The 13,690-nt window shown below is 40.6% G+C and carries 11 protein-coding genes and 1 pseudogene; 5 read left to right on the top strand and 7 right to left on the bottom strand.

The features are described 5' to 3' along the window. Window positions 1–14: 14 nt before the first annotated feature. The 5 genes from NXS00_RS25775 to NXS00_RS25755 form a co-directional block, all read right to left on the bottom strand. Entirely contained in the window at window positions 15–1,271 is a 1,257-nt protein-coding gene (locus NXS00_RS25775) for an Hsp70 family protein (protein WP_258102182.1), read from the bottom strand. 141 nt (window positions 1,272–1,412) lie between these two features. Further along, complete coding sequence (locus NXS00_RS25770; RefSeq protein WP_258102181.1) at window positions 1,413–1,601, bottom strand: hypothetical protein; 189 nt, start codon at window positions 1,599–1,601, stop codon at window positions 1,413–1,415. 60 nt (window positions 1,602–1,661) lie between these two features. After that, entirely contained in the window at window positions 1,662–2,381 is a 720-nt protein-coding gene (locus NXS00_RS25765; RefSeq protein WP_258102180.1) for a DUF3307 domain-containing protein, read from the bottom strand. Further along, window positions 2,378–2,980, bottom strand: coding sequence for a SatD family protein (locus NXS00_RS25760; RefSeq protein ID WP_258102179.1), 603 nt, complete (start codon window positions 2,978–2,980; stop codon window positions 2,378–2,380). Before NXS00_RS25760 ends, NXS00_RS25765 begins: the two co-directional genes overlap by 4 nt. 101 nt (window positions 2,981–3,081) lie before the next feature. Beyond that, complete coding sequence (locus NXS00_RS25755; protein ID WP_258102178.1) at window positions 3,082–5,790, bottom strand: P-loop NTPase fold protein; 2,709 nt, start codon at window positions 5,788–5,790, stop codon at window positions 3,082–3,084. Between the two features lie 88 nt (window positions 5,791–5,878). On the opposite strand from NXS00_RS25755, the gene NXS00_RS25750 reads away from it, so the two are divergent. After that, on the top strand, window positions 5,879–6,397 hold the full coding sequence (locus NXS00_RS25750; RefSeq protein ID WP_258102177.1) for a DinB family protein: 519 nt from the start codon (window positions 5,879–5,881) through the stop codon (window positions 6,395–6,397). 6 nt (window positions 6,398–6,403) lie between these two features. Here NXS00_RS25750 and NXS00_RS25745 read toward each other — a convergent pair whose 3' ends face one another. Together NXS00_RS25745 and NXS00_RS25740 are read right to left on the bottom strand one after the other, a co-directional pair. Continuing rightward, window positions 6,404–7,186, bottom strand: a complete 783-nt coding sequence (locus NXS00_RS25745) for a siderophore-interacting protein (RefSeq protein WP_258102176.1) — start codon at window positions 7,184–7,186, stop codon at window positions 6,404–6,406. Between the two features lie 82 nt (window positions 7,187–7,268). Further along, window positions 7,269–7,550 (bottom strand): hypothetical protein, encoded by a 282-nt coding sequence (locus NXS00_RS25740; protein WP_258102175.1) that lies wholly within the window; start codon window positions 7,548–7,550, stop codon window positions 7,269–7,271. A gap of 132 nt (window positions 7,551–7,682) precedes the next feature. Between NXS00_RS25740 and NXS00_RS25735 the strand changes: the two genes are divergently transcribed. The 4 genes and pseudogenes from NXS00_RS25735 to NXS00_RS25720 form a co-directional block, all read left to right on the top strand. Beyond that, complete coding sequence (locus NXS00_RS25735) at window positions 7,683–8,582, top strand: helix-turn-helix domain-containing protein (protein ID WP_258102174.1); 900 nt, start codon at window positions 7,683–7,685, stop codon at window positions 8,580–8,582. 139 nt (window positions 8,583–8,721) lie between these two features. Continuing rightward, complete coding sequence (locus NXS00_RS25730; protein ID WP_258102173.1) at window positions 8,722–9,744, top strand: aldo/keto reductase; 1,023 nt, start codon at window positions 8,722–8,724, stop codon at window positions 9,742–9,744. A gap of 98 nt (window positions 9,745–9,842) precedes the next feature. After that, the gene (locus NXS00_RS25725; RefSeq protein ID WP_258102172.1) at window positions 9,843–10,472 is read left to right on the top strand and encodes a deoxynucleoside kinase; all 630 of its coding nucleotides are present in this window, start codon (window positions 9,843–9,845) and stop codon (window positions 10,470–10,472) included. 588 nt (window positions 10,473–11,060) lie between these two features. Beyond that, a pseudogene (locus tag NXS00_RS25720) lies at window positions 11,061–13,690 on the top strand (hypothetical protein); the annotation flags it as partial.

The raw sequence follows: 13,690 nt of genomic DNA, 5'->3' as shown, positions 1-13,690 counted from the left end.
AATCTACTGGAGTTCTATTTAAACTTCCTTCCAGCTTCGTGAGCTAAACCGATGGTCACACTGGAAAGTTTGTTTTCCTCCGAAATATCAGCGTTGGCAAAGAGATTTTTAAACAAATGCTGTACCAAAGGGATTTCAGTTGAGCCACCAGTCAACACTACTAAGCCTATTGCTTCAGGAGTGATTCCTGCCAACTCCACACACTTCAATGCCTCGGCAGAAATCTTCTCAAGGTTTTTCTGAATAGCCAATTCAAATACTGTACTCTCCACATCAATACTCAACCCTGTTTCGATGTACTCGAGTGGAGCTGTAACGGTGGTCGAATTAGTTAGCTCAATTTTTGAATGCTCAATGGTTTCGAGCAAAGTATGCCCTGTCTCATTTTCCAGAAGTGACAACATCCTTTGATAGCGAACCCGATCATGAGATTGAGCGACCATCTGTCTGGTTTGCATAAGGATTTTCGGAGTGTATAAGAAGTTGACCTTACTCCATTCTGACATTTCATGGAATGGCTTTAAAGGCACTTCAAGTCCTTTGTCACCATAAGTAGATCGGTACCCAAACTCTGGCATGAAAGCTGATAAACTAAGGTTTTTGTCAAAATCGTTGCCTCCTACTCTTACTCCTGTGTTAGCCAGAATATCTTCTGTTCTGTCTGATTTGGTTATGTATTTATTAGACAGTTTAATCACCGTAAAATCCGATGTACCCCCACCAATATCCACTATAAGCGCCAGCTTTTCGGATAACAAACCAACCTCATGCGCATAAGCAGCTGCAATAGGTTCAAACTGAAACTCTACATGCTTAAAACCTACACTTCTGGCTATCTCTTCCAGTTCTAGTTGTGCCTGATCATCTGCAGGTACATTGTGATCCACAAAATGAACTGGCCGTCCCATGACCACATGCTCGATAGATTGCTGATTCTCCGCTTCGGCTTTCTCTTTGAGGTTTTGAACAAATCCACCAATTATCTTTTGAAATTTTAAGGGTTTCCCATTGATCATGGTTCCCTGGTTCATGATAGAAGTACCAAGTACACGTTTCAAACTACGCATGAAGCGACCTTCCTCTCCAGCCAGGAACATTTGCATGGCTTCTTTACCAAAATAAGGTTGATGCTGACGCCTTTTGTAGAACATTGCACTCGGAATCGTCAAACTATTCTGTTCTACTGGAACCAATTGAATGCGGTGCTCCTCATTGATGGCAATAGCCGAGTTAGAAGTTCCAAAGTCAATTCCACAAGAGAGGTTGGTCATGGCAGTCCGTTGAGAGTCTAAAATGCGCCTTTGAGAAAGCGGGGTGCAAAACTATAAGAATTCACCAACTCACTTAATCCTTAGGCAAAATAAAAGCCCCTATTAAGAATAGGAGCCTTCCATTTCAAATCTAAATTCTTATTATTCTTCACCAGCACTCAGCCAGGCCGCAAGACCTACCACTGCTGCTACGGTGACACCCAACACCGTGATGTTGAGATATTTTTGCGTTTTTCTCGCTTTATTAAGCTGTTTTGATCCGATCCCTTTAGTTTCAATTAGATCTTCTAGCTTTTTAACTCTCGTTTCTAATTCGTGTTTGATATCCATAGTGTGTTAATCGGTTATGAGGTATAAACCCGTTTGACCATTTTTTGTTTTGTCCTAGCACTATAAAAACGTTGCGAAACGTAAAAAAAGGATACCAATGACAATGGCCAATCCGAAACTGATGAGTGTACCTATGAGGACATACTCTGTCATTTTCTTATTCTTAGCCTTACTAAGATCTCCAAAACGGAAAGCAGACTTTGCTGCAATCAGAAAGCCAATCGCTTGCCAATGATCTGTTATCACAAAAGTGAATACAAACAAACGCTCCAGTATACCGATATAAAGACCTGCATTCTCCAAAGAACCGATACTAAAGCGTTGCAAGTCCCATTGATTCATGATGATTTTCAAAATCACAGAGGATACACCGGTGACCAGAACCAGACAAACAATTAACAACAACGTGTTGGGGTTATTAAGAAAACCTAACTCTATGAAATAAGAGGTGTAGTGCTTAACTACCAATGCCAAAATGATCAAATGAGCCAATTGATCCACCCAAAACAGCCATGGTCGTGATTGCCGTCTCTCTAGAGAGATTTTGATCCCGTCAATAATCAAATGGCTGAATGCAATCACCAGTATGGCGCTACCATAAGTGCTCCAATTAAATTCCAGAACAACCAGAAGTAGCACTGCGTGGATCAAACCATGCCAATACAAGTAAGGTGATCTGATGCCAAATGTCAGTTTGTTCTTCACCCAACTGCTGGGCTGTAATACAAAGTCCCCAAGCAAATGAGCCAATAGTAGTTTAAGAGAAAGAGTGAGTATCATAATGTAGAAATGGTATGTCGATATAGCTGCATCATTTGAAGAATCTTATCATAGGCTGCACGAGAGAATGTTTCACTAATATTGGCTTGACTTACTTCCAGCATTTTGGCAAGTTCCACTTGAGTTTTATTCGGATTGGCCAATGCCAACCTGATCACTTTCACCGTACTTACACTCCACCCATCAATTAAGTAAGCCCCAAAATCAATTAATCCATTCAAAAGCTCATCAATAAGTGGCTTGTCCAGGCTTATTGCCAGAGTCCGCTTTTTCATGGTGTCAAACGTCTTACCCGATCTGATAAATGCTTCGCCATTTGATTCCGTCACCTTAGTTGATTGGTAACTTACGTCTCCCAGTCCTATTGCCACCCGAGCATTTAATGCGCCAAACTGCATCATGGATAATTTTACAGCAATTGCCGCTTCCAAAGCGTCCTCCATCTTCACTAGCAACTGAAAACTGTCACCACGATAAATCTCCCAGGCTTCCGGTTCTTGTCCATACTGATTTAAGACCGCCTTTAATTCTGGCAACCACATTTCACTTAATTCTTGTGTGGAATTAATGACATCTCCGGTTAAAACTGCATACTTCATTATAAGTGATTCAGATTATAATATCAAATATAAGCTTTTTAGATTATAAACACATAACCCCAACCACTTATATTATCAACTTATAAGCATATAAACCTATACTAAACCATCTCCTGACCATACGAGAATCGTCCGATAAACTGTATCAGCTCATCATCTAATAAAGCACCTTTAAACTTCAGCAGGCGAGCTATTTCATGATGCTTTTTCACATCCTCAATCAACGAAGGAGCAGCATCTCCATAGATCTGCTTGATAGCTGTTTGCACCGTAAGGTTGTTCTGATACAGTGTTTGATTCAATTCAACAGAATGTCTCCGATACTTGCCTGTGCTCACTGCCAGCAAAAACATGATGAATAGGAAAACATCCTGCTCTGTGTTCTTATCATATTTCAAAATGGTATGAGAACGAATCATCCGGTAAATATTTAAAAACCGTTTAATCGTTCTTGGTGTGTTTCCAACAATACTTACCAATTGCTTCAGCTGAACCACCTCTTGCTCAGTCAACTTCAATGAATCAATTGAGGAAGAAACCAATGGATGAGGAATACTCTCAAGCTGTTGTGTCAATTGAGGTTGATCGGGAGATTTACGCTTACCATTTGATGGTATTACTGGACTCTTCTTTCCTTTTTGATCAGGCATAACCACCTCTTCCTCAATCTCACTTTCCAACACACCCTCTACCAGTCTTTCCAGATCACTACTTTCAGGTTCCCTCAATTCAAACGGGATTTGGAAGATCTTCTCCAGATATTCTCCTGGAGTTATGAGCTCCACTCCCATTTCTTCGATTTCTTCAATTTTGGCAATCTTTCGATATTCCAATTTGGTTTTGAGCAATAGCGCATTGCGAACACATCGCTTATCTACTCCTACCACTACATTGAACAGCGGAAACGCCATTAACAAATGCACTGCCTGTATCACTTCAAGCACCTTATCATCTGAACATCTATCCAAATCATCGATGTAAAGGACAATGCGATCTAATACACGCTCTTCTTTAAACAGCTTTTTAAAGGCTTTACGCTCTTCTATATCATTATTAATCGAGTCTTCACTCAGTTCTGCGAACAGATCGCTTAGCGTTTCGAAATCACGACGTATGATAGAGATCAATCCGAGGTGTGCATCATAAGACTTGTTAGATATCTTCTTCTGAATGAAGTTATTGAAGGCTCGCTGTGCAATGAAATGTTCCAATGTGAACTCAATATCTTTGATCTTATGAGTCACATTAGCCAGCTCCACTTCTACTTGAGTGATCTCCTGCTGCTTTTGCTGAAGGTTAGCTTCTATTAACTCAACTTCCTTCTGATGCTGGAACTTCGCATTTTCTAAAGCATTATTATAAGCATTCTTGTAATCAATCACAGGTTTCAACAATCCGCGATACTTATTGAAAGTATTCACCCACTTAACCACAAATGGCCCAACAATTCCAGCAATAATGGCCACATTCCTTCCTACAAAATCGAGATAGCGTGTCAGGAAATCGTTGGGATTGATCGCAATAAGAATAGCGAGTAGAAACGATACCGAAAACCAGAAAATGTGCTTAGGAGAAAAACAAAAAAGATTTCTAACGAAGGTCACCCACGACATTAGCTCTTCCTTCAAGGCAACAGGATTAAGCACAGCTACACGCTCTCGTGACAATCCATATTCCTCTAATTCATCAATATCCCTCTGTTCTAGTCCAACGTCCTTTCGAACTTGATCAATCAGATCATCCAACTGCTTATTGGCCACATTGGAAAGCATTTCCGCTTTCTCCTGATGAAGCTTATCCAGTCGCCCTTTTAAATCCTCCTGTTTGATGATCAGATCAGACTTCTTCTCTTCAATCAATTGCTTTTCACTAGCTAAAACGTGGAGCTTTTCACTGAGCTTTTTTCGGATCAGCAGTTTCTCATGATCACCTTTGCTCCTGTCAGAAATGAACTCATCCAACTTCTCAAAAATGCTCGAAATTAACCCTGCCCAAAGATTGGAATCTAAATAAGACCAGGCGTTAAACTCAATTTGAGCGATCCCTCGACAAAACAAGTCTTGAGTATCGTTAGTGCTTCCTAGTGCAAATCCCTGATTTTCTGAAAGTCGAGCAACACGCTTCTTCAATTGACGCATGAAGAAACTCTTCCCTGATCCCCAGCGTCCAAATAAGGCAATCGCCAAGGGTGGTTTTACTTCCTTGGAAGCCAGCAACAGGGCAAACGATCTTACATCATTCTCTATATTCAACAGATCTTCTCCTGCATAAGCACCATCGTTGATGATAACTGTTCGAGACAGAACGTTTTCTATTAAGTCAGGCTGCGTTATAAAATCAATAGAAGCACTTAATCGACTGATTATAGCCTGTAAATCAGGAACTTGCTCTTGTACTCCTTTCAGTATTTCAGGCAAATACTTCTCCCGAATCAATTGAAATGAATACCGATAATGACTACCTGTTTTTAAGTCTACACGATCTGCAAATGGAAACCAATTAACCCTGAGATTTCGACCATCCTGAACGTTTTGAGCTACAACACCCACTGCCTGCAAGGTCAAAATCCCCTCTGCCTCTCCTTTGCCCCAGATTGTTTTAGCAAACAAGACGTCACCAGGTTTGGCTGAATTTACCGCTTCGGTTAATCGATTCTTATTGCCATTGATCCATACTCCCTCTTTAACAAATCGATCCAGTTGACTTTCATCATTCCAGTGATATCCTGCCAAAAAATAGGATCTATCCATTTCTGGATTATCAGAAAGCGGCTGTTCAAACTCTTGAAATTTGGATGAAGTACTTTGCATGAGCTGGTTATTTGGCTAATGAGACTTCTAAAATATCACTAATAATGGTAGACACCAACCAATCTAAAAGACTTATCCAGTTTTCCTCATGTCAGTGAACCAATCCACAGAAAGAGCGTTCTCTGATAAAAACATATTATTAATGGACGCCATCAAGCAGCAACTTGTAAAACACATACAAGGAGGAGAAGCCTTCCTTCCGATCGATAAACTTCTCCCTAAAATCCCATTTGAAGCTCTGGGAACTGTTATTGAAGGACTACCCTACACCATTTGGCAGCAATTTCATCACTTAAGCTTTTGTCAGAAAGACATACTCGATTTCAGCATTGATCCCAATTACACGCACTACGAATGGCCGAAGGACTATTGGACAACAGACCTTGCTCCAATTATTGAAGAAGAATGGGAAGTAGCTCAAGAAACCTATTTTAAAGAAAGACGGCAATTCATTGATCTGATTCTAGACGCTAAAACAGATCTTAATAAGCCTTTTGCTCATGGCACAGGACAAACACTTTTCAGAGAAGCTTTACTGGTCATAGAGCACACGGCTTATCATACAGGCCAGATATTGGTGATGGCCAGGAAACTGCAATTGTTGTAATTGCAGTTAACCTCTGTGCGTTAGCTCTTTCTTATTGTTTTTAGGATCGCTTTCAGCTACACCATATTTCCAATAAGAGAATGACTGCCATTCATCACGAGAGATAAATTCTTTGCTTCTGATTTGATCTTGAATAGCTCTTACAGATTGAAACTCTGCTGCTGAGAACAAGAACCGTGTTCCATTTTCAGGAATTTCTACCTGGGTGAAAAAATCCGGCAGCAAGGTCTGTTCTCCTGGACGGTCATTGTAGATCCATTGGATATCAACTCCGACTGGTTTTAGTAGTTCCAATACATCCTCGCTGGAATATACTTCTAACAAAACTTTACCAACCGCATCCTCTGGAAGAGATTCTAGAATTACACTGATCACTGGCAGTGCTGTATGATCCCCCACCAAACCATACCAATCTGCTGGTTTGAATAATTGCTTATTCTTTTGCTTCATAAAGACCATGAGTTGATCGCTTACCTGAGCATTTATCGCCCAACTAGAAGCTGGCCCCTCTTCTCCATGTGCCACAAAATCTACAGTCATTTCACCTTTGGCAAGATCCAAAGCCCTAAGCGTATAGGTCCTAATATCTCCTTCAGGTCGACCTTCAACAGTAAAATCAGTATACTCATTCGGTATCAATAACTTGTTGTTATCGCCAACCTGGGCATATTCAAAATTGCCAATATCATCACCAGACAACACAATCCGGATGTAATGTGGAGTTAAAAAAGTCTTGGATTTAACAGCAAGAAGCCCTTGCATAATGGAACCAGAATTCGCTTGATTCATTCGTTGATGATTAGTGTTTAAAAAATGCGTTTGAGTCTGGTTATTTACGCAACACTAACTAAGAATAAAAAGTGCAGTCTATTCAAGTAATCTTTCCCTGAAACACGCCCAATGCTTCTAATTGAAGATTAATGGCTTTGTGTCGTTCGACCAAATTTCGCTTCCAAGGCCAAAAACTTGCCTTCAACAATGCTGTTTTTTCCCGCAGTAACTTTCGAATGATCTCATTTCTACCTGAGTCATACATTTTTACGGTTTTACATACCCCATCATAATCCATCATTGAAGTTTGTCTCTTATGGATAGGCAATTCATTGAAAAAAATGAGACGAGACAATCTTCCGTAATCAAAAGGAATCTTCATAAGCTGGTTGTTTAATTGAGATTCTAAAAAAATATTGTTACGGTTGATTACAAAGGTAGACATATATATGTTTCTTACAACGTTACATTGAAATGATTAAAATCAATTACTTGAATTATATAACTTTACACAATGGATCAGCCCCTTAGTTTAGAAGAATTTTATGAGCGTAAATTCAACCACATCCCTGACCGCCTACGGAATGGCGTTGGTCATTTCAATGTCTTTAATTATGATGACTTTTTAGGACCTGAACCAAAGCCCGTTCCATATAGTCGACGAGAATATTACAAAATCAGCTTTATCATTGGGAAGAACAGATATCACTATGCTGACAAAGTCATCGAAGTGGATGGAGCTACATTGATTTTTGCGAATCCAATGGTACCTTACAATTGGGAACGGTTAAGTGAGGAACAGTCGGGACATTTCTGTGTGTTCACAGAGGAGTTTTTCAGCAATTTTGGTTCGCTTAAAGATTATCCAATGTTTCAACCAGGGAACATTCCTATTTACAGCCTTCCAAAGGATCAAGTTCAGCCAGTCTTTGAGTTGTATCAGCAAATGATTCAGGAACTTAACTCTGACTACAGCTACAAATATGATCTACTGAAAACCCTGGTGATACAGCTTATTCATAAAGCGATAAAGCTGCAGCCTGCTGAAGCATCTATGTATGGAAACTCCTCAGCCAATGAACGCATATCTGCATTATTTACAGAGCTACTTGAACGACAATTCCCCATTGAATCACCTATTCAAAAAATGAAACTTCGTGCTCCAGCCGAGTTTGCCAACAACCTCGCAGTACACACCAACCACCTGAATCGTGCACTTAAAACAGCTATGGGAAAGACTACTTCTCAACTGATATCCGATCGGATTCAGCAAGAAGCCCGTATCCTTTTAAAGCATACCGATTGGCAAGTCAACCAGATTGGATATTGTCTGGGATTTGAAGAACCCTCACATTTCATCTCGTTTTTTAAAAAACGTGCAGAAGTCACACCACGCAGTTTCAGGCACACCTAACAATTGTTTGATTTTTGATACTTTTTGATTGATTGGGGCTACCTGCTGACTACCAGGTTTATTCAACTTTGCTAAACAGATCAATAGACTTATTGGTCATGTTTAGTAACCGTATAATAACTCAAAATCAACAAGAACTATGAAATACAATTTTGTTGGCAACATCGGACTGAGAGTTTCTGAATTATGCTTCGGCACCATGACCTTTGGAGGTCAGGATGCGGGAATGTGGAGTCAGATTGGGAAACTCCAGCAAAAAGAAGTGAATGAAATGCTTGGAGCAGTCATCGAATCAGGTATTAACTTCATAGATACAGCAAACGTCTACTCTTTTGGACAGTCTGAGCAATTGCTAGGCCAGGGACTTAAAGACCTGAACATCAATCGAGACGAAGTAGTCATTGCTACGAAAGTGATGGGCATCATGGGACCGCAACCAAATAATGTTGGACTGTCTAGATACCACATATTCAACTCAGTAGATGCTAGTCTAAAAAGATTACAAATGGATCACATAGACATACTTTATGTTCATGGTGTTGATCCTAAAACGTCGGTAGAGGATATTGTGAGAACTCTCAATGATATTGTAGAGACAGGCAAAGTCCGATATGTGGCCATCTGCAACTGGCCGGCATGGATGGTTGCAAAAGCACAAGCCATTGCCCATTACAATGGATGGCACAAATTCATCGGACTCCAATATTACTATTCCGCAGCGGGAAGGGATATTGAGCATGAGTTAGTACCAATGGCTGCCGATCACAACTTATCAATTTTCCCTTGGAGTCCACTAGCTGGAGGCTTCTTGTCGGGTAAGTTTACCAGAGAAGGCAGTAAGGAAGAAGGATCAAGAAGAGCAAACTTTGACTTCCCTCCGATCAACAAGGAAAAAGCTTATGATCTTGTAGATGTGATGTCTGAGATTGCTAAAAATCATGAAGTATCAGTAGCTCAGGTTGCTTTAGCATGGGTACGTCATCAGCCAGGAATCACCAGTACAATTATTGGTGCAAAAACACTGGAACAACTGAAAGCGAACATTGCTTCTACTGAAATCAATCTAACTAGTGATGATCTAGAGAAAATTGACAAAATAAGTCCATTACCAATGCAGTACCCTGGTTGGATGGTAGAGCGCCAGGCAGACTACAGAAAATAATCACATCAAAAGGCGGCCGTTGGTCGCCTTTTATTTTTGTGGAAAAGATTTTAGCCAATCGCTTAGCCTCCTAATCTAGCTCTTCTATTTTTGCGCCCATGTACATGGCGATTTGTGGAAATATTGGATCAGGCAAGACTAGTCTGGCAGAGAAGTTGGGACATCATTACGGAATGAATGTGTTATTTGAGAGTGTGGATGATAATCCATATCTCGCAGATTTTTATGATGACATGCAGAAATGGGCTTTCCATTTGCAGATTCATTTTCTGAACAGTCGTTTTTCCCAAATCAAGACCATACAAGATCAAAAGATCTCTGCCATACAGGACAGAACGATCTATGAAGATGCCTACATCTTTGCGATGAACTTGTACAAATCCAAAATGCTAAATGAGCGAGATTACCACACCTATTTGGCACTATTCAATAGCATGGTTGAGCACATTTCTGCTCCAGATTTGTTGATCTATTTGAAATCAGATATTCCTAAACTGGTTAATCAAATTCAGAAACGAGGAAGAGATTACGAGAGTGGAATGCGCATCGATTATCTTAAAAACCTAAACGAACACTACACAGAGTGGATCGGTGATTACCGGGAAGGAAACTTACTGGTAATTGATGTGAATAACCTTGATTTTGTAAACAATCCTGAAGACTTCTCCATGATCGTTGAACGCATCGACGCAGAGATTCATGGATTGTTTAGCCAACCTAAAAAGTAAAGTTACCTCTACTTACACAGGCAAGTAATTAATCACCTCAGCCATACCCGTTTGGTTGAGGTTTTCCATTTTACCAATTGCTATATAATCAATAGTATTCATCCTTTCTTTGGCCAGTTTGTATCAAACCAACTGCTAAAGTGTTAGTGAAGTCCGATCAAATTTATCAGTGTCAACGTCAACACTATCTCCAGTATTAGCTGAGCTCCTCAAGACTGTTCCTGAGATAAATCACCTTGTGTTAGTAAATCCCAACTGGCACATGTTTAGAAAATGCCTTAATTATCTACTATCCAAGACAAAAAATGTCTTTTATGGTTTTTAATTATACTCTAACTGATCATGTATAATCCACCATATACTGTCGAACTTAACCGGTTTACTTGTATCAAAAATTTTCTGATTACATACTACAAAAACAACCTTAGCATCCGAACAAAACAAAGGTAAACATAGAGCCGTCACAAGCACATTCCTGAAATTCTGCATATAAAATTAGTAGCACCACGTAGGGAAATACGTAACACTACTAATTGACTACCAAATAGGGCTTACTGAACTTTACAGCTACTTTACAGCCCAGCATATATGAGAAATTTTTCAGCCCTAGCAAGTAGCTCATTAAAACATGTCTTTTACTTTATCCTTCTAGTGTCATTTAGTTTTCCCATTTATGGACAAGACTGTGATACTTTATCATATGAATGGGAGAACCCAGCTCCCTCTCTGACCTTATACACTTATGGAGGTGGATACTTAACCGGAGTTCCGGATCCAAGCAATTCAAACAATGCCACAGACCAAAAAACCATTTTTGAAGGATTTACCTCCCCCGCTCCAGGGACTACTCCTGTAGGAGCGGTACAAATTGGAATAGGATTGCTAAATGATGTTGATGATGACATGACTTTTGATGTGATCGTCTATAATGACAATTCCGGAAAGCCAGGAACCGAAATTGGAGGAGTTACAGGACTATCTCCTACCTCATTCGGAATCAGTAGCGACAATTTTAAGGACATCTGGGTAAAGTTGCCCTCTTTACCAATACCTACCACCAGCACTTTCTACATAGGAGTAGTCATGCATCCTGGAGATGCGAGTGATCAACTAATTATCATAAGCAATGGAGATGGACAGGGCAATGGAGATGGATCGAACAGTATAACTACAACTAATTATGGAAATGAAAAAATTCTTACTGTATACAATAGAGATATAGACCTTAAAATAATTGCTAAACTAGGGATCGCTGAAGATGCCTCATTCAGCTATGCTAAAAGCAGTTATTGCTCCAATGAATCTGATCCAACACCTACGATCTCCGGAGATGCAGGCGGTACATTTACCAGCTCACCTTCCGGGCTTTCTGTAAACTCCACTAACGGAAAAATAGACCTCTCTGCAAGTACAGCAGCTACCTATACGGTCACTTACACAACCAATGGAGGCTGTCCGGTATCTAAAAATCAGACCATCACTATTGTTAATGATAAACCAACCATCACTTGCCCAGGTAATCAGACGGGAAATTTTGATTCCAACTGCCAGTTTACCTTACCGGATTACACCAGTTTGGCATCTGCTTCTGACAATTGCAGTACCCCTTCTATCTCACAGTCTCCCGTTGCTGGATCAATTTTATCTTCTTCGCAAACCATAACACTTACAGCGAATGATGGAGATGGAAACATCACATCATGTACTTTTAATTTAACACTTACTGACAACATCAAACCAACAATCACTTGTCCGGCCGATCAAAATGTCAGTTTTGACAGCAACTGTGAGTTCACACTAACAGACTACACCACTCTGGCAACAACTGATGATAACTGTGGTACAGTGACCGTCTCTCAATCTCCAACTGTCGGAACCGTGATCACAACTTCTCAACTCATCACGCTAACCGCCGATGATGGTAACGGAAACACTGAAACTTGTACCTTCAACGTCATCCCAGCTGATAATACGAAACCAACCATCACTTGTCCAGCAGATCAAAATGTGAGTTTTGACGCCAATTGTGAGTTCACACTAACAGACTACACCGCTCTGGCAACAACTGATGACAATTGTGGAACAGTCACTGTTACTCAATCTCCGGCTGTCGGAACAGTAATCACAACTTCTCAACTCATCACGCTAACAGCAGATGATGGCAATGGAAACACTGAAACTTGTACATTCAACGTCATACCTGCTGATAACACCAAACCAACCATCACTTGTCCAGCGGATCAAAATGTGAGTTTTGACGCCAATTGTGAGTTTACGTTAACAGATTATACGTCTCTGGCGACAACCACTGACAACTGCGGTGCAGTGACCGTCACTCAATCTCCAGCTGTCGGAACAGTAATCACAACTACTCAACTCATCACGCTCACAGCAGATGATGGTAACGGAAACACTGAAACTTGTACATTCAATATCATTCCAGCCGATAACAGCAAGCCAACAATTACCTGCCCAGCGGATCAAAATGTGAGTTTTGACGCCAATTGTGAGTTTACTCTAACAGACTACACCGCTCTGGCAACCGCTGATGACAACTGCGGTCCAGTGACCGTCACTCAATCTCCGGCTGTGGGAACAGCGATAACTACTACTCAGCTTATCACACTCACTGCGACAGATGGTAATGGAAATACTGAAACCTGTACATTCAACGTCATTCCAGAGGATAACACCAAACCAACCATCACTTGTCCAGCAGATCAAAATGTCAGTTTTGACAGCAACTGTGAGTTCACACTAACAGACTACACCACTCTAGCAACAACTGATGACAACTGCGGTACAGTAACTGTCACTCAGTCTCCAGTAGTTGGAACAGTAATTACTTCTACTCAAATCATCACGCTAACCGCTGATGATGGTAACGGAAACACTGAAACTTGTACCTTCAACCTCATCCCAGCTGATAATACGAAACCAATAATCACTTGTCCAGCGGATCAAAATGTGAGTTTTGACAGCAACTGTGAGTTTACACTAACAGACTACACCGCTCTGGCAACCGCTGATGACAACTGCGGTACAGTGACCGTCACTCAATCTCCGGCTGTGGGAACAGCGATAACTACTACTCAGCTCATCACACTCACTGCGACAGATGGTAATGGAAACACTGAAACCTGTACATTCAACGTCATTCCAGAGGATAACACCAAACCAACCATCACTTGTCCAGCAGATCAAAATGTGAGTTTTGA

The organism is Marinoscillum pacificum (genome assembly GCF_024714495.1).
Lineage (GTDB): Bacteria > Bacteroidota > Bacteroidia > Cytophagales > Cyclobacteriaceae > Marinoscillum > Marinoscillum pacificum.
Note: the sequence above shows the minus strand (reverse complement) of the source record. Positions and strands in the feature narration are given on the sequence as shown.

Bases quoted from the DNA above. Each gene is read 5' to 3' on its own strand.
- NXS00_RS25775 (WP_258102182.1), bottom strand. From the start codon at position 1,271: ATGACCAACCTCTCTTGTGGAATTGACTTTGGAACTTCTAACTCGGCT.
- NXS00_RS25770 (WP_258102181.1), bottom strand. From the start codon at position 1,601: ATGGATATCAAACACGAATTAGAAACGAGAGTTAAAAAGCTAGAAGAT.
- NXS00_RS25765 (WP_258102180.1), bottom strand. From the start codon at position 2,381: ATGATACTCACTCTTTCTCTTAAACTACTATTGGCTCATTTGCTTGGG.
- NXS00_RS25760 (WP_258102179.1), bottom strand. From the start codon at position 2,980: ATGAAGTATGCAGTTTTAACCGGAGATGTCATTAATTCCACACAAGAA.
- NXS00_RS25755 (WP_258102178.1), bottom strand. From the start codon at position 5,790: ATGCAAAGTACTTCATCCAAATTTCAAGAGTTTGAACAGCCGCTTTCT.
- NXS00_RS25750 (WP_258102177.1), top strand. From the start codon at position 5,879: ATGTCAGTGAACCAATCCACAGAAAGAGCGTTCTCTGATAAAAACATA.
- NXS00_RS25745 (WP_258102176.1), bottom strand. From the start codon at position 7,186: ATGAATCAAGCGAATTCTGGTTCCATTATGCAAGGGCTTCTTGCTGTT.
- NXS00_RS25740 (WP_258102175.1), bottom strand. From the start codon at position 7,550: ATGAAGATTCCTTTTGATTACGGAAGATTGTCTCGTCTCATTTTTTTC.
- NXS00_RS25735 (WP_258102174.1), top strand. From the start codon at position 7,683: ATGGATCAGCCCCTTAGTTTAGAAGAATTTTATGAGCGTAAATTCAAC.
- NXS00_RS25730 (WP_258102173.1), top strand. From the start codon at position 8,722: ATGAAATACAATTTTGTTGGCAACATCGGACTGAGAGTTTCTGAATTA.
- NXS00_RS25725 (WP_258102172.1), top strand. From the start codon at position 9,843: ATGTACATGGCGATTTGTGGAAATATTGGATCAGGCAAGACTAGTCTG.